Annotated in this window: 16 protein-coding genes; 10 read left to right on the plus strand and 6 right to left on the minus strand. The window is 74.3% G+C overall.

From position 1 onward, the window contains the following. The first annotated feature begins 138 nt into the window (after nt 1-138). From paaA to paaE, 5 genes are read left to right on the plus strand one after another with little or no spacing between them, the layout of a single operon-like run. Nucleotides 139-1,209, plus strand: coding sequence for a 1,2-phenylacetyl-CoA epoxidase subunit PaaA (gene paaA / locus ACIGG8_RS13445; protein ID WP_396547765.1), 1,071 nt, complete (start codon nt 139-141; stop codon nt 1,207-1,209). Further along, on the plus strand, nt 1,206-1,535 hold the full coding sequence (paaB, locus tag ACIGG8_RS13450) for a 1,2-phenylacetyl-CoA epoxidase subunit PaaB (RefSeq protein ID WP_350519018.1): 330 nt from the start codon (nt 1,206-1,208) through the stop codon (nt 1,533-1,535). The genes paaA and paaB overlap by 4 nt, the downstream gene beginning before the upstream one ends. Before the next feature lie 13 nt (nt 1,536-1,548). Then, nucleotides 1,549-2,502 carry a 1,2-phenylacetyl-CoA epoxidase subunit PaaC gene (paaC, locus tag ACIGG8_RS13455; protein WP_396547767.1) on the plus strand — a complete coding sequence of 318 codons (954 nt, stop codon included), beginning with the start codon at nt 1,549-1,551 and terminating at the stop codon, nt 2,500-2,502. Nucleotides 2,503-2,516: 14 nt separating this feature from the next. Continuing rightward, entirely contained in the window at nt 2,517-3,146 is a 630-nt protein-coding gene (paaD, locus tag ACIGG8_RS13460; RefSeq protein WP_396547769.1) for a 1,2-phenylacetyl-CoA epoxidase subunit PaaD, read from the plus strand. Then, the gene (gene paaE, locus ACIGG8_RS13465) at nt 3,147-4,295 is read left to right on the plus strand and encodes a 1,2-phenylacetyl-CoA epoxidase subunit PaaE (protein WP_396547771.1); all 1,149 of its coding nucleotides are present in this window, start codon (nt 3,147-3,149) and stop codon (nt 4,293-4,295) included. Between the two features lie 191 nt (nt 4,296-4,486). Here paaE and ACIGG8_RS13470 read toward each other — a convergent pair whose 3' ends face one another. Together ACIGG8_RS13470 and ACIGG8_RS13475 are read right to left on the minus strand one after the other, a co-directional pair. Further along, on the minus strand, nt 4,487-5,572 hold the full coding sequence (locus ACIGG8_RS13470; protein ID WP_396547772.1) for an NAD(P)-binding domain-containing protein: 1,086 nt from the start codon (nt 5,570-5,572) through the stop codon (nt 4,487-4,489). Between the two features lie 261 nt (nt 5,573-5,833). Next, nucleotides 5,834-6,205 (minus strand): YbjQ family protein, encoded by a 372-nt coding sequence (locus ACIGG8_RS13475; RefSeq protein ID WP_350519014.1) that lies wholly within the window; start codon nt 6,203-6,205, stop codon nt 5,834-5,836. Nucleotides 6,206-6,329: 124 nt separating this feature from the next. Here ACIGG8_RS13475 and ACIGG8_RS13480 point away from each other — a divergent pair, with 124 nt between their 5' ends. The 3 genes from ACIGG8_RS13480 to ACIGG8_RS13490 all read left to right on the plus strand — a co-directional run bounded on the left by ACIGG8_RS13480 (nt 6,330) and on the right by ACIGG8_RS13490 (nt 8,870). Next, nucleotides 6,330-7,259 (plus strand): hypothetical protein, encoded by a 930-nt coding sequence (locus tag ACIGG8_RS13480; RefSeq protein ID WP_396547774.1) that lies wholly within the window; start codon nt 6,330-6,332, stop codon nt 7,257-7,259. A 142-nt stretch (nt 7,260-7,401) separates the two neighbouring features. Continuing rightward, nucleotides 7,402-7,926, plus strand: coding sequence for a hypothetical protein (locus ACIGG8_RS13485; RefSeq protein WP_396547776.1), 525 nt, complete (start codon nt 7,402-7,404; stop codon nt 7,924-7,926). Nucleotides 7,927-8,078: 152 nt separating this feature from the next. Continuing rightward, on the plus strand, nt 8,079-8,870 hold the full coding sequence (locus ACIGG8_RS13490; RefSeq protein ID WP_396547777.1) for an aminoacyl-tRNA hydrolase: 792 nt from the start codon (nt 8,079-8,081) through the stop codon (nt 8,868-8,870). A 134-nt stretch (nt 8,871-9,004) separates the two neighbouring features. Here ACIGG8_RS13490 and ACIGG8_RS13495 read toward each other — a convergent pair whose 3' ends face one another. From ACIGG8_RS13495 to ACIGG8_RS13505, 3 genes are read right to left on the minus strand one after another with little or no spacing between them, the layout of a single operon-like run. Then, on the minus strand, nt 9,005-9,760 hold the full coding sequence (locus ACIGG8_RS13495; RefSeq protein ID WP_396547779.1) for a hypothetical protein: 756 nt from the start codon (nt 9,758-9,760) through the stop codon (nt 9,005-9,007). 23 nt (nt 9,761-9,783) lie between these two features. Continuing rightward, nucleotides 9,784-10,539 (minus strand): hypothetical protein, encoded by a 756-nt coding sequence (locus ACIGG8_RS13500; RefSeq protein ID WP_396547781.1) that lies wholly within the window; start codon nt 10,537-10,539, stop codon nt 9,784-9,786. Further along, entirely contained in the window at nt 10,536-11,453 is a 918-nt protein-coding gene (locus tag ACIGG8_RS13505; protein WP_396547783.1) for an ATP-binding cassette domain-containing protein, read from the minus strand. Before ACIGG8_RS13505 ends, ACIGG8_RS13500 begins: the two co-directional genes overlap by 4 nt. 189 nt (nt 11,454-11,642) lie before the next feature. Between ACIGG8_RS13505 and ACIGG8_RS13510 the strand changes: the two genes are divergently transcribed. Together ACIGG8_RS13510 and ACIGG8_RS13515 are read left to right on the plus strand one after the other, a co-directional pair. After that, nucleotides 11,643-12,899: a sensor histidine kinase gene (locus tag ACIGG8_RS13510; protein WP_396547785.1), complete on the plus strand. Its 1,257-nt coding sequence runs from the start codon at nt 11,643-11,645 to the stop codon at nt 12,897-12,899. Nucleotides 12,900-12,967: 68 nt separating this feature from the next. After that, nucleotides 12,968-13,627, plus strand: coding sequence for a response regulator (locus ACIGG8_RS13515; RefSeq protein ID WP_396547787.1), 660 nt, complete (start codon nt 12,968-12,970; stop codon nt 13,625-13,627). Between the two features lie 119 nt (nt 13,628-13,746). Here ACIGG8_RS13515 and ACIGG8_RS13520 read toward each other — a convergent pair whose 3' ends face one another. Beyond that, nucleotides 13,747-14,823, minus strand: a complete 1,077-nt coding sequence (locus ACIGG8_RS13520; protein WP_396547789.1) for an ABC transporter ATP-binding protein — start codon at nt 14,821-14,823, stop codon at nt 13,747-13,749. Between the last annotated feature and the right edge of the window lie 121 nt (nt 14,824-14,944).

Here is a 14,944-nt window from a genome sequence, read left to right on the forward strand (position 1 = left end):
AAATCTGTCAGCTGTTATCTGTTTCGTGCCTTGCCATCCCTCCGCCCCGCCGCGCAGAATGGTACCGACCGAACGGTCAGTCGGTTGGTGCCCGAGTTCCGGGCGGGCCGACGGCGCAGGACACGAGAGGGGACCGTGGTGACAGCAGAGGTGGCCGAGGCGGTCCCCGTGCAGGCGCCGGAGGACCGGTTCGAGGCGGTCGTCGCCGCCGAGCAACGGATCGAGCCCAGGGACTGGATGCCCGACGCCTACCGGGCCACCCTGATCCGCCAGATCGCCCAGCACGCCCACTCCGAGATCATCGGCATGCAGCCCGAGGGCAACTGGCTCACCCGGGCCCCGTCGCTGCGCCGCAAGGCCATCCTGCTCGCCAAGGCCCAGGACGAGGCCGGCCACGGCCTCTACCTCTACGCCGCCGCCGAGACCCTCGGCGTCGACCGCGCCGAGCTCACCGAGAAGCTGATCTCCGGCCGCCAGAAGTACTCCTCGATCTTCAACTACCCGACCCTCACCTTCGCCGACGTCGGTGTGATCGGGTGGCTGGTGGACGGCGCGGCGATCTGCAACCAGGTGCCGCTCTGCCGCTGCAGCTACGGTCCGTACGCCCGTGCGATGGTGCGGATCTGCAAGGAGGAGTCCTTCCACCAGCGCCAGGGCTACGAACTCCTGATGACGCTGATGCGCGGTACCGAGGCCCAGCGCCGGATGGTCCAGGACGCGGTGGACCGCTGGTGGTGGCCGTCGCTGATGATGTTCGGCCCCTCGGACGCGGACTCGCCGAACACCGCGCGCTCGATGGCCTGGCGGATCAAGCGCCACACCAACGACGACCTGCGCCAACGCTTCGTCGACATGACCGTCCCGCAGGCCGAGCACCTGGGCGTCACGCTCCCCGACCCCGAGCTGCGCCGGAACGAGGAGCGCGGCGGTTGGGACTTCGGCGAGCCGGACTGGTCCGAGCTGAACCGGGTCATCCGCGGCCAGGGCCCCTGCAACGCCCAGCGGATCGACCGCCGCCGCGCCGCCCACGAGGAGGGCGCCTGGGTCCGCGAGGCCGCCGTCGCCTACGCCGCCAAGCGCGCCGCGGAACAGCCCACCGCGGAACAGCCCACTGCGGAACATCCCACCGCGGAACAGCCCGCCGAACAGCACGTCGCCGCGCCTGACGGCGCCGGACAGCACGCCACCGAACAGGAGAACGGAAAGTGACCGAGCCCAAGGCCGAGTCCGAGGCCGCGCCCACGACCGGGTCCAAGGCCGGCTGGCCGCTGTACGAGGTGTTCGTGCGTCCCCGGCGCGGCCTGAACCACGTCCACGTGGGCTCGCTGCACGCCGCCGACGACCGGATGGCCCTGCTCGCCGCCCGCGACCTCTACACCCGCCGCAACGAGGGCGTCAGCCTCTGGGTGGTCCGCTCGGACGCGATCACCGCCTCCACCCCGGACGAGCGCGACCCCTTCTTCGAGCCCAGTGGCGACAAGGTCTACCGCCACCCGACGTTCTACGACATCCCCGAGGATGTCCCGCACATCTGACGGGGGAACCGCCATGCAGGACCACACCGCCGCACCGGGGCACACCGCGACCGGCACCGGCCACGACAGCCACGGCAGCCACGACGGTCACGACGACCACGTCTACCTCAGCCTTGCCGAGGCGACCCCCGGCCCCGAGGGCGAGGGCCGCTGGGCGTACGGGACGGGCTTCGCCGACCCGCTGCTCGGCGTGGACACCACCCTGCCCGCCGGGACGGACGGCGCGGACCTGGCCGCCTACTGCCAGATGCTCGGCGACGACGCCCTGATCCTCTCCCAGCGGCTGATCGAGTGGTGCACCCGGGCGCCCGAGCTGGAGGAGGAGGTCGCGCTCGCCAACCTGGGCCTCGACCTGCTCGGCCAGTCCCGCCTGCTGCTGACCCGGGCCGGCCAGGCGGACGGGACCGGCCGCAGCGAGGACGACCTGGCGTACTGGCGCGAGGAGCACGAGTTCCGCAACGTCCGGCTGGTGGAGGCGCCGAACGGCGACTTCGCGCACTCGATCGCCCGGCTGCTGCTCTTCGCCACCGCCCGCGGCGCCCTGTACGAGGCGCTGAGCGCGCACCCCGACCCGGTGCTCGCGGCGGTGGCCGCCCGGGGCGTCAAGGAACTGGCGTACCACCGTGAGTACGCCACCGCCTGGACGCTGCGCCTGGGCGACGGAACGCCGTACTCCGCCGAGCGGATGCAGGCCGGGCTGGACGCCGTCTGGCCGCTGCTGGAGGAGCTGTTCACGGCCCACCCGGTGGAGCTGCGGGTGGGCGTCGACCCGGCGACCCTGCGCGAACCGGTGCTGCGCTCGCTCGCCGCCGTGCTCGCCGAGGCCGGGCTGACCGTGCCGGACGTGGCGCCGCTGGCCACCGTCCTCGGACTGGCCGGCCGCGACGGCGTGCACACCGAGGCCCTCGGCCCGCTGCTCGCCGAGCTGCAGGTGGTGGCCCGCGCACACCCGGGGGCGACGTGGTGACGGGAGCCCCGGGCATGACCGGCATGACCGGAATGACCGGCCCGACCGGCGTGACCGGTCCGACCGGCGCGACTGCCAGAGCCGGCGCGACGGGTACCGGGGTCGCGGGCACCACCCGCGACCTGGCCCGGGCGGTAGCCGCGGCCGTCCCGGACCCGGAGCTGCCCATGCTCACCCTGGCCGACCTCGGCGTCCTCGCCGACGTCGAGGTGGACGACGCCACCGGTGCGGTCACGGCCTGGCTGACCCCGACCTATTCGGGCTGTCCCGCCGTCGCCGAGATGGCCGGCGACGTGGACCGTCGGCTGCGCGCGGCCGGCTACCCGGACGTCCGGGTGCGGCTGCGGCTGGACCCGCCGTGGTCCACCGACCTGATCACCGCCGAGGGCCGCCGCAAGCTCGCCGAGGCGGGCATCGCCCCGCCGCGTCCGACGTCCGCCGTCGCCGCGGCCGGACCGGTCGCGCTCGTCCTCGGCCCGACCCGTACGGGCGCCGGAGCGGTCACCGCCGCGCCTCCCGTGCCGTGCCCGCAGTGCGGCGGAACGGAGACGGAGGAGCTGTCCCGCTTCGGCTCCACCGCCTGCAAGGCGCTCTGGCGCTGCCTCGCCTGCCGGGAGCCCTTCGAACGCGTCAAGGAGATCTGAATGCCCGCCGCCGTCCCGTCCGCCGCCGCCGCCGACACCCGGGCGACCGGCATCCGCCCGGCCCGCCGCCCCACCTTCCACCGGCTGCGGATCGACCGGGTGGAGCGGCTCTGCGAGGACGCCGTGGCGGTGACCTTCGAGGTGCCGGACGAGCTGGCGGAGGGGTTCGCCTTCCGCCCCGGGCAGACCCTGACTCTGCGCAAGCTGGTGGACGGCGCGGACGAGCGCCGCTCGTACTCGATCTGCGCCCCCGTCGGCGGCCCGCTGCGGATCGCCGTCCGGGAGGTGCCGGGCGGGCTGTTCTCGCGCTGGCTGGTGCGCGAGGCGCGGCCCGGCGAGGAGGTGGAGGTGCTGACGCCGTCGGGCCTCTTCACCCCCGAACTCGGCGTCCCCGCCGACCACGTGCTGCTCGCGGCGGGCTCCGGCATCACCCCGATGCTGTCGATCGCCGGCTCCGTGCTGGCCGCCGACCGCCGCTCCACCGTCACCCTGCTCTACGGCAACCGGCGCAGCGACACCGTGATGTTCGCGGACGAGCTGGCCGACCTGAAGGACCGCTACCTCGGCCGCTTCCAGCTGGTCCACGTGCTCTCCCGGGAGACCAGGGACGCCGAGCTGCTCAGCGGCCGCCTGGACCCGGAGCGGGTGCGGGCGCTGCTGGCGGCGCTGGTGGACGTCGACGGCGTCGGGCACTGGTGGCTGTGTGGCCCGTTCGGCATGGTCACCGGGGCGAAGGAGCTGCTCGCCGAGCTGGACGTCCCGGGCGAGCGAGTGCACCAGGAGCTGTTCCACGCGGAGGACGAGCCGCTTCCGGAGCGCGACGAGGACTGGGACAGGGCGGACACCGCGTCCGACGCCGAGCCCGGCGGCGTGCGCAGCGAGGTCACCGTCGTCCTCGACGGCCGCGGCAGCACCCTCTCCCTCCCGCGTGACCGCACGATCCTGGACGGCGCCCAGCGCTCCCGCCCCGACCTGCCGTTCGCCTGCAAGGGCGGGGTCTGCGGCACCTGCCGCGCCCTGGTGACCGAGGGCGAGGTGGAGATGCGCCGCAACTTCGCCCTGGAGGAGAAGGAACTGGCCGCCGGCTACGTGCTCACCTGCCAGGCCCGCCCGCTCACCGACCGGGTGACGGTCGACTACGACCGCTGAGCCGGGGCCGCCGGGCCACGCCCATCCGACGCGTGACCCGGCGGCGGCCTGCGGTTGAGCGCGGCCGCGTGTGGTCGTGAACGGTCGTGTGCGGCCGCCTGCGGTCGTGAACGGTTGAGTGCGGTCGGGGCGGCCAGGGGTGGTCGAGGCGGCCGAGACGGCCGAGGCGTCCGTGGGCGATCAGGGCGCCGTCAGACTGCCGCCGGGGCGGGTTGCCGGGCCGGGTCGCCGAGCAGCTTGACCAGGTCATTGACGGCCGCGCGCCCGGCCCGGTTGGCACCGACGGTGCTGGCGGACGGGCCGTATCCGACCAGGTGGACGCGTGGATCGGCGGTGGCGCGGGTGCCGGTGAGCGCGATGCCGCCGCCCGGGGAGCGCAGTCCGAGCGGGGCGAGGTGCCCGACCTCGGGCCGGAAGCCGGTGGCCCAGACGATCGCGTCCACCGCCAGCTCCTCGTCGCCCCAGGCGACCCCCTGCTCGGTGAGGCGGTCGAACATCGGCCTCCGGTGCAGCGCGCCCAGTTCCTCGGCGCGGCGGTAGGCGACGGACGGGCCGAGCCCGGTCACGCTCACCACGCTGCGCACCGGCAGGCCCTGCCGGACCCGCTCCTCCACCATGGCGACCACCGCGCGTCCGTACTCGGGAGTGAACGGCCCGTCGTGGTAGACGGGTTCGGAGCGGGTGACCCAGACCGTCTCGCCGACCGCCGCCACCTCGGACAGCACCTGGATCGCCGAGGCGCCGCCGCCCACCACCAGGACGCGCTTGCCCGCAAACGCCTCGGGCCCGCGGTAGTCGGCGTAGTGGAGTTGCGGGCCGGCGTAGTGGCCCGGGTAGTGCGGGAGGAAGGGGCGGGTCCAGGTGCCGGAGGCGTTGATCAGCGCGCGGGTGGACCAGGTGCCGCGGTCGGTCTCCACCTGCAGCCGGGAGTCGGGACGCTCGGACTCGGCGCGTACGGCGCGCACCGCGACCGGGCGTACGACCGGGAGCGCGTGCCGCGCCTCGTACGCCGCGAAGTACCCCGGCACCACAGCGCGCGCTGGGCTCTCGGGGTCGACCGGCGGGAGTTCGGCGTCCGGGAGGTCGTGGAAGCCGTGCACGGTGGCCATCCGCAGGGACGGCGAGCGGTGCGCCCAGGCGCCGCCGGGCTCGGCGTTGGCATCGAGCACGACGAAACCGCCGTCGGTGCCGGGCCGGTACGGGGCGAAGCCGCGGCGGCGCAGGTGGTAGGCGGCGGACAGTCCCGCCTGCCCCGCGCCCACCACCAGGACATCCACGCGCTGCGGCGTGCCGTCCGTCGCGCTTCCGAACGTCGCGCTTCCGTCCGTAGCGAGGCCGGCCGTCGCGCTTGCGTTCGTAGCGTCATCGGCCTCTGCAGCCGAGGCAGCTGCGCCCGAGATCGTTGCACCGTAAACAGTCACGCCCGTGAAACATCGGGGGCCCGGCGCCTGTTCCCGCCGTTGCCGTGGTTCGCGCTGCTTCCGCTGGCCCCGCTGCCTCGGCCGGCCCCGCTGTTCCCATGGGCGGAGCCCTGGGTGTCAGCTGGTCGGGGAGATCACGGCGGCGGTGCCGTAGGCGCAGACCTCGGTGCCGACGTCCGCGGCCGCCGTCACGTCGAAGCGCATCATCAGGACGGCATTGCCGCCGCGCGCCCTGGTCTGCTCCACCAGCCGCTGCATCGCCTCGTTGCGGCTCTCGACCAGGGTCTTCGTCAGACCGCGCAGCTCCCCGCCGACCAGTGACTTCAGTCCGGCACCGATCTGGCTGCCGACGTGGCGGCTGCGCACGGTCAGTCCGAAGACCTCGCCGATCACGTGATCGACGCGGAATCCGGGGACGTCATTGGTGGTCACGACCAGGACATCGGCGTTCGGGCCCTGCCCGCCGCCGTACTCGTTGATGTCAGCCATGGGACTCATCCTGCCCATGTCGGGTGTCCGGGTGACAGAGGCCGGGCCGGTAGGTGGCCGAGAAGGCTTCCGGAAGCTGGTCCGCACCGGTGATCGGGCGGCCGAAAGGCCGTACCGTAGCCCCATGGGCGAGCGAAGCGATCATCCACAGGGGCCGGGCGCGGCGGAGGACTCCGGCGCGCAGGAGATCGAGGCGACGGTCGTGCTGGGCCTGCGGATCACCGACTGGCCGGCGTTGCGCGCCGCCGCGATCAGGGCCGTCGAGGAGCTGGACTTCGAGGGTATCGACCCGGCGGGCCAGCGCCGTGAGCTGCTGCGCGAGGTCGCCGAGGACGCCAACGCGGCGCTCGGCGCGCTGTTGCACCCGGACCGGCTGGTGGCCACCATCCCCGGGGTCGAGGCGATGGGCGGCACGCTGGAGATCAGCGTGACCGAGGACTTCACGCCGGACTTCGCCGAGCTGTTCCCGCTGGACGGCGACGACGAGGACGGCGGCGCGGGCGCGGACTGGACGCTCACCCCGCGCACCGCATGCCTGCTCCACGCCCAGCTGCTCGGCCTGGCCGACGCCGCCTACGACGACCTCGACGAGCACGGGGACGAGGCGGTCGCCGACGGCGAGGACATCGACTGGACGGTCTTCGCCCGGCTGCCCCAGCGCACCTGGCGGATGCACCGGGGCTGGCGCCGCGCGATGGCCCGGGCCTTCGACGACCTGGCCGACGACCTCGCGCTCGGCGAGTGGCCGCTGCCGCGCTGCCTCGCCGAGGAGATCGCGCTGCGGATGGCGCTGGTGGACGCCAGGGCGCTGCTCGGCGCCCAGCCCGAGTCGGTGGCCGACATGATGGGCGACCTGCCGGCCGACCTCTACGACTACGACTGGGACGGCTGCAACGACGAACTGTTCGGCGTCTACGGGCCCGACGACGGAGACCCGGAGCTCGGCGCGGAACAGCGGACCGAGGTGCTGCTGGCGGCCACGCACCCGGAGGGCTGGTTCCTGATGTACGAGGACGCGGAGGAGCGGGACCCGCAGCGCGGCTACCGGCGCTGACCGGGCGTCCGGGCCGGGGCCGGGCTGAGGCCGGGGCAGGGCCAGGCCGCGGCTGCCGGTCGGGGGTCGTCGGTCGAGGGCTGCCAGTCGGGGTTCTCGGCCGGGCGGCGCGGGCCTGTGGGTGGGCGGCTAGGCTGCGGGCATGTCCGATGTGTCTGGTATGCGCAATGTGCCCCCGGAGGGTTCCGGCCGGGCGGCCGAGTCTCCGGCCGGTGGGAACGAGTCGGCGCTGGACCGGATCGCGCTCGGCCTGGACGGTGTGCGGGCGGCGCAGCGCGGTCGGACGGCCGAGGCGCGGGCCGGCTTCGAGGCGCTCTGGGACGAGCTGGGGGAGCAGGACGTCTTCCACCGCTGCGTGCTGGCGCACTATCTGGCCGATCTGCAGGACGATGCGAGGGCCGAGCTGGATTGGGACCGGCGGGCGCTGGCCGCCGCCGACTCGTTGACCGCCGAGCGCGCCCAGACCTACGAACCTGCCCTCCAGGTCCGCGCCTTCTATCCCTCACTGCACCTCAACCTGGCCTCGGACCACCTCAAGCTCGGCGAGGCCGACCTCGCCCGCGAGCAGCTGGAGCGGGCGGTGCGCAGCCTGGACGCGCTGCCCGAGGACGTCTACAGCGCGGGTATCAGGGCCGCCGTGGACGAGCTGCGGCAGCGGCTGCGCTGACCAGGGGTCCGGCAGACTGCGCGGGGTCGGGCGAGGCCGAGCGGTGGGTCGGGAGGGGCTGAGCGCGCGGTCGGGCGAGGCCGGTCGGGCGGTCGGGCCGGAGTCGACGGGGTGGGCCGGGCCGGGCCGAGCAGGGCTGGCATGCTGGACGGGTGACTTCTCCGTTCGATGCCCCGGCCGCCGCGTCCTCGCCCACCTCCTCCACCCCGCCCTCGCCCACCTCCTCCACCCCGCCCTCGCCCGCCGACCCGGGCTCGGGCGACTCCCCGGCCCCGGAGGAGCGTGACGCGCGCCCGCAGTACGTGCTGCCGCTGGTCGTCCGGGTGGAGCGGGCCACGCCGCCGGGGCGGACGGACGCGCTGGAGACCTCGGCCCGTGCGGTGCTCACCCTGCTGGCCGACCCGCGGGTGACCGCGGCGGACGGCGAGTGGGCCGAGCGGGTCGCGGCCTGGGAGGACGCCCGGATCCGCAAGGTGGTCCGGCGGGCCCGGGGCGGGGAGTGGCGTCGGGCGGGCGAGCTGCCGGGCGTCACCGTGCGGGGGCGGGAGGCGGAGGTGCGGGTGTTCCCGCCGGTTCCGCTGGACGGCTGGCCCAAGGAGCTCGCCAAGCTGCAGGTCTCCGGGACGGACCTGGAGGAGACGGCCGAGGTCGGCGTGCCCGAGGCGGGACTGCCGGTGCTGTGGCTCAACCCGGAGCTGGAGATGAGCGCGGGCAAGACGATGGCGCAGACCGGCCACGCCGCGCAGCTCGCGTGGTGGCGGCTGGACGAGGCGCAGCGCAAGGAGTGGGCCGAGTCCGGCTTCGCGCTGGCGGTGCGCACGGCCGGGCCGGAGCGGTGGGAGGAGCTCGTTCGCAGCGGGCTGCCGGTGGTCCGGGACGCGGGCTTCACCGAGATCGCCCCGGGCAGCTGCACGGTGATCGCGGAGCATCCGGCGCTGCGCTGAGCGCGGCGTTCCTGTGAACAGCGAACAGATGACAGATTTCGAAATCTGTCATCTGTCATCTGTTCGCTGTTATCTGTTCGCTGCCACCTGTCACCTGAAACCTGTCATCCGTCCGCCGGTGGCTGCCGCCCGGGCTACCCGCCCGAGGCCTCGTACCGGCGCAGTGCCCGCAGGCCGCCGTACACTGCCAGGGCGGTCCAGAGCGCCATGATCAGCAGCCCGGTCCAGTACCCGTAGTGGACGCCCGGCTCCGGCTGGGTGCGCATCGCGTACAGGCCGGCCCGGTCGGGCAGGAACTGGCCGACCTCGCGGACGCCCGGGATGGCGGCCAGCCAGGTGGTGCCGAGGAAGACCATCGGGGTCAGCAGGCCGAGCGCGGCGCTGAGGTTGCCCAGCATCGTGGTCAGTCCGAGGCAGATCAGCACCATCATCGGGTGGTAGAGCACACCGGCCAGGAAGCTGCGGGTCAGGCCCGGGGTGGAGAGGTCCAGACCGACGGTGCCGTCGACGGCCAGGAACGAGCCCGCCGTCGAGACCAGCCCGAGCAGCAGGCCGAGCCCGGCGCCGATCGCGAGCTTGGCGCCGTACAGCCGGCCGCGTCGTGGGACGGCGGTGAGCGAGCCGCCGATCATGCGGGTGTTGAACTCCTGCCCGATCAGCAGGATTCCGAAGCAGGCCACGGCGACGTGGCCGAACAGCAGCCCGTAGTAGATCCCGCCGGCCGGGTCCTCGCCGGGGGTGTGGTCCTTCGTCCCGTAGGCGGCGTTGACCGCCGCGGTGATGCCGACGGTCAGCACCAGAGCCACCAGCGGGGCCGCCCACTGCGAGGGCAGGGTGGTGAACTTGATCCGTTCGGCGCGCAGGGCGTTGGCGGTCGGTCCGGGGTTCATGCCCATCGTCCCTTCGTCCGTGGTCACTTGGTGCGGCGCAGGGCGCGCAGTCCGGCGTACGAGGCTGCGGCGGCCCAGAGCGCCATGATCAGCAGTCCGGTCCAGTGCCCGTACACGACGTGCGGGTCGTCGACGTAGTGCAGGGCGTACTGGCCGGCGCGGTCGGGCAGGAACTGCGCCAGTACCCGGGCGCCGGGCAGGCCGCCGAGGGCCGGTGAGACCAGGAAGACGGTCGGGGTGACCAGGCCCATGGCGGCGGTGAGGTTGCCGAACAGCGTGGTCAGCCCGAGGCAGAACACCACCAGCAGCGGTGGGTACAGCACCCCGGCGACGGCGGCCCGGGTGAACGCGGGGCCGTGCCAGGCGCCGGGGACGGTCGCCGCGTACCCCGCGAAGGCGCCCGCCGTGCCGGCCGCGCCGACGACGAGGCCGACCAGCGCGCCGAGCGTGAGCTTCGCGCCGTACAGCCGGGCGCAGCGGGGGACGGCGGTGAGCGAGACGTCGATCATGCGGGTGTTGAACTCCTGGCCGATCAGCAGGATGCCGAAGCAGGCCAGCGCGACATGGCCGAAGTTGAGCCCGTAGAAGACACCCACGCCGGGGTCGTCGACGATGTTGGGGTCCGCGCCGCCGAGCCAGGCGCCCACGGCCGTGGTGATTCCGGAACTGAGCAGCAGGGCGAGCAGCGGGGTGAGCCAGAGCGAGGGCAGGGTGGTGAACTTGATGCGCTCGGCGCGCAGGACGGGGAGGGTCGGGCGGACCGGGTGGCCGGTGCTCATGCCGCCACCTCCGCGCGGTACTCGACGCTGTCGGCGGTCATCCGCATGAACGCGTCCTCCAGCGAGTCCTGTTGGACCGCGATCTCGTACAGCACCACACCCCGGGCGGCGGCGAGCGCGGCGATCCGCTCGGGCTCGGCACCGGTCACCTCCCAGGCGCCGCCGTCGACTTGGGTGGCGTCGAGGCCGTGGCCGGGGTCGGCGAACAGGGCGACCAGCTTGGTCGGGTCCACGGCACGGACCCGGATCCGGGTGCGGCCGTGCCGGTCGATGAAGTCGGAGGTGGCTGCGTCCGCCAGCAGCCGGCCGCGGCCGATCACCACCAAGTGGTCGGCGGTGAGGGCCATTTCGCTCATCAGGTGGGAGGAGACCAGCACCGCCCTGCCCTCGGCGGCGAGTTCGCGCAGCGTGGTGCGGATCCAGCGGATGCCCTCGGGGTCGAGGCCGTTCACCGGCTCGTCCAGCAGCAGCACCGCCGGATCGCCGAGCAGTGCGGCCGCCACTCCGAGGCGCTGGCGCATGCCCAGGGAGAAGCGTCGGATCCGTTGCCCGGCGGCGTCCGCCAGGCCGACCTGCGCGAGCACCTCGCCGACGCGGCGCTCCGGCAGGCCGTTGCTCGCGGCGAGCCAGCGCAGGTGACCGCGCGCCGTCCGGCCGCCGTGCAGGGCCTGGGCGTCCAGCAGGGCGCCCACCTGCCGCAGCGGGTCGGCCAGTTCGGTGTACGGACGGCCGTCGATCAGGGCGTGCCCGGCGGTGGGCCGGTCCAGGCCGAGGACCAGGCGCATGGTGGTGCTCTTGCCCGCGCCGTTCGGGCCGAGGAAGCCGGTCACCACACCGGGGCGGACCTCGAAGGACAGGTCCTCGACGACACGTCGGCCGTCGTACTCCTTGGTCAGGCCCTGGATCTCGATCACGGCCGTGCTCCCTTCGGGTCGTTCAGTGGCGTGCTGCGGTCGGTGGTTCCGGCCGGTGGTCACATTCGACCGGATCGGGCCGGAGCGGCGGATCCCGCAGCGGAGTGGAGCCGTCTCCCTCTCGGGAGGGAGCCGGTTCACACCCGGGGCGGGAGCCGGGAACCGCCGCTGAACTGGCAGGATGGCGCGGTGACCAAGATCGCTGTGCCCAGGATCCTCGCGCCGCTACTGGCCGGTGCCACCTACGCGCGCCTGCTGCACCTCCTGGTCGGATGGATCTTCGTGGGCGTCGTCATGCTGATCTATCCGGGGACGGTGGGGCTGACGCTCCCCCGGATCGTGGCGGAGTGCGTCGCCGTGGACTCCGTCCTGCTGATGCTGGTCGCCCTCATCCCGGCGACGCGACGGGCGGAGGGGGTCCAGGCCCGGCTGCTGCTGGTGCCCGACCGCGAGCAGGACATCGCCGCCGACTCCTCCCGCGGCTGGGCCGACCGGTGGCGCACCGCCCTCTGGCTGATCGGCCGGGTCGCGCTCGGCTCGGCCGTCGGGATGGCGACCGTGGTCGGCGTCAACGACGGGGGCGGACTGCTGGCGGGGCCCCGGGGGTCGAGCTACCTCCTGCTCCTGCCGGTGGCGCTGTTCGCGTACGGCTGGCTGGTGGTGGCCGCCGGACGCCTCCAACTCGCCATGGCGGTAAGACTGTTGGGTCCGTCACCGGCGGAGCGACTGGCGGAGGCCGAGCTGCGGGCCGAACGGCTGCTGGAGCGCAACCGGTTGGCCCGCGAGCTGCACGATTCCATCGGCCATGCACTGACGGTGACGGTCGTTCAGGCCGGCGCGGCGCGCGAGGTCGGGGACCCGGCGTTCGTCGCCAAGGCGCTGGAAGTCATCGAGGAGACCGGGCGCCGGGCCATGGACGACCTCGAACGCACCCTCGTCCTGCTGCGGGAGACCCCGCCCGGGGAGAACGGCACGGCCACCGAGCAGCCCGGGATCGAGCAGCTGCCGGTGCTGTTCGACACCGCCCGCGCGGCCGGCAGTCCGGTCGAGGCGTGGATCGACGTACCGGCCGGAACGCTGCCCCGGGTGCTCGCCCGCGAGTCCTACCGGATCGTCCAGGAGGGCGTCACCAACGCGCTCAAGTACGCGCCCGGCGCGCCGCTCAGCGTCCGGATCGCCGTCCGGGACGGGCAGTTGGAGCTGCGCTGCACCAACCGGGCACCGAACGGAACGGGCGGAACGGGCGGTGCGGGCGGGGTCGGTGGTGCGGGCGGCGCCGGGGGCGTGCCGCGCCAGGCCGGCGGGGGGCGCAAGGGCGGCAAGGGCCTGCGCGGCATCCGCGAGCGCGCCATGCTGCTCGGCGGCGAGGCCACGGCGGGGGCGGCGGCCGACGGGAGCGGGGAGTGGGTGCTGGCCGTCCGGCTGCCCCTACGCTTGGGGTCGTGACGGATGATCTTGCCGGAGACAGGTCCGGCGGGAGGCGGCACGGGGACCGTGGGGAGGGTGGTGCGGTGATGACGGACATTCTGCTCGCCGACGACGAGGAGCTGGTCCGGTTCGGGCTGCGGGCCGTCCTGGAGGCGCAGGGGGACCTCCGGGTGGTCGGTGAGGCCGCCGACGGCGCCGAGGCGGTGGCGATGGCCCGGACGCTGCACCCGGACGTCGTGCTGATGGACGTCCGGATGCCGGTCATGGACGGCCTGGCGGCCACCCGCGAGCTGCTGCGCCCCGGGGCCCCGGGGGAGCGACGGCCACGGATCCTGGTCGTGACCACCTTCGAGAACGACGACTACGTCTACCAGGCGCTGCGCGCGGGCGCCGACGGCTTCCTGCTCAAGCGCTCCCGCCCGTCCGAGATCGCCCACGCGGTACGGCTGGTCGCGGCCGGCGAGTCGCTGCTGTTCCCGGCCGCGATCCGCCGCCTCGCCGCCGGGCACGGCAACCCGGCCGCCCGAGCCGCCATGGAGCGGGCGGCGCTGACCGAGCGCGAGGCGGAGGTGCTGCGGCTGGTCGCCCGGGGCCTCAGCAACGGGGAGATCGCGGAGCAGCTGTTCCTCGGCGTGCAGACGGTGAAGACGCACGTCAGCAGCGTGCTGGCGAAGCTCGGCGCGCGCGACCGCACCCAGGCGGTGATCGCCGCGTACGAGTCGGGGTTCGTCGAGCCGTCGGAGTAGCCCCGGGACCGGCAGGAGGCAGGAAGCAGGAAGCAGGAGGCGGGGAGCAGGAGGCAGGAAGCAGGAAGCGGGGAGCGGGACGACGGGGCCGGCGGTCGGGCCTCCCGACAGGCCCCGGTTCAGGCCGGGTAGGCGTGGGTCTGGGTGGCCTTGACCGAGGCCCAGACCGTGACCCCCGGCGCCAGCTCCAGCTCCGCGACGGCGGCCGGGGTGAGGTCGGCGGCCATCGGCAGGCGGCCGGCCAGGTCGGCGCGGACCCGGTCGCCGTGCAGGTCCAGGCCGGTGACCTCGGCCTGCCACAGGTTGCGCGCGCTGGACTGCGGCCGCTCCCGGTGGAGGGTCACCGCGGACGGCGGGAACGCGACGAACGCCGGGCCGTCCAGCTCCTCGGTGGTGACCAGCACGGTGCCGTCCGGGAGCGTGACGTGCGTGCCCTCGGACCGGCCCTGGTACAGGTTCAGCCCGACCAGGCGGGCGATGTAGTCGGTGCGCGGCCGCCGGGCGACCTCCGCCGGGCTGCCGGACTGCACCTCGTACCCGTCCTCGACCACCACCAGCCGGTCGGCCAGCACCATCGCGTCCAGCGGGTCGTGGGTCACCAGCACCGCGACGGCCTCGAACTCGGCCAGGTGCCGCCGCAGTCGGGACCGCACGTCCAGGCGGGTGCGGGCGTCCAGGGCGGCCAGCGGCTCGTCCAGCAGGAGCAGCCGGGGGCGGACGGCGAGGGCCCGGGCCAGCGCCACCCGCTGCGCCTGGCCGCCGGAGAGCTTGCCCGGGCGGGCGGAGGCGTAGTCGGCCAGACCCATCCGCTCCAGCCAGGCGGCGGCTTCGGCCCGGGCGTCCCGCTTGGAGCGGCCCTGGCAGCGCGGCCCGAAGGCGACGTTGTCGAGCGCGCTGAGGTGCGGGAAGAGCAGGTAGTCCTGGAACACCACGCCGACCGGCCGTTCCTCGGCCGGGGTGTGCACGCGCTCGACCGGGTCCTCCAGGGTGCGGCCGTCCAGGCGCAGGTGGCCGCCGGTGAGCGGGAGCAGGCCGGCCAGGGCGCGCAGTGCGGTGGACTTGCCGGCGCCGTTGGGCCCGAGCAGCGCGATCACCTCGCCTGGGGCGGCGGTGAGGGCGAGGTCGAGGGTGAACGCGGCACGTTCGACCCGCAGTCGGGCGTCGAGGGCGGTGCTCGGGAGGCGTTCGGTGCTCATCGGGGCGGCGTCCAGACGTTCGAGCGGGCAGTCGAGCGGGCGTCCGGGGAGACGCGCGCGTCCGGGGAGACGCGGGTGTCCGAGGAGTCGTGGGCGTCCGGGGCGACGCGGGCGGGGGCCG

Origin of the sequence: Kitasatospora sp. NPDC085464, assembly GCF_044541955.1 — a bacterium.
GTDB lineage: Bacteria > Actinomycetota > Actinomycetes > Streptomycetales > Streptomycetaceae > Kitasatospora.

What these genes read in the sequence shown, in the direction of transcription:
- paaC (WP_396547767.1), top strand. Translation starts at nt 1,549, where the DNA reads ATGCAGGACCACACCGCCGCACCGGGGCACACCGCGACCGGCACCGGC.
- paaD (WP_396547769.1), top strand. Translation starts at nt 2,517, where the DNA reads ATGACCGGCATGACCGGAATGACCGGCCCGACCGGCGTGACCGGTCCG.
- paaE (WP_396547771.1), top strand. Translation starts at nt 3,147, where the DNA reads ATGCCCGCCGCCGTCCCGTCCGCCGCCGCCGCCGACACCCGGGCGACC.
- ACIGG8_RS13475 (WP_350519014.1), bottom strand. Translation starts at nt 6,205, where the DNA reads ATGGCTGACATCAACGAGTACGGCGGCGGGCAGGGCCCGAACGCCGAT.
- ACIGG8_RS13480 (WP_396547774.1), top strand. Translation starts at nt 6,330, where the DNA reads ATGGGCGAGCGAAGCGATCATCCACAGGGGCCGGGCGCGGCGGAGGAC.
- ACIGG8_RS13485 (WP_396547776.1), top strand. Translation starts at nt 7,402, where the DNA reads ATGTCCGATGTGTCTGGTATGCGCAATGTGCCCCCGGAGGGTTCCGGC.
- ACIGG8_RS13495 (WP_396547779.1), bottom strand. Translation starts at nt 9,760, where the DNA reads ATGAACCCCGGACCGACCGCCAACGCCCTGCGCGCCGAACGGATCAAG.
- ACIGG8_RS13500 (WP_396547781.1), bottom strand. Translation starts at nt 10,539, where the DNA reads ATGAGCACCGGCCACCCGGTCCGCCCGACCCTCCCCGTCCTGCGCGCC.
- ACIGG8_RS13515 (WP_396547787.1), top strand. Translation starts at nt 12,968, where the DNA reads ATGACGGACATTCTGCTCGCCGACGACGAGGAGCTGGTCCGGTTCGGG.
- ACIGG8_RS13520 (WP_396547789.1), bottom strand. Translation starts at nt 14,823, where the DNA reads ATGAGCACCGAACGCCTCCCGAGCACCGCCCTCGACGCCCGACTGCGG.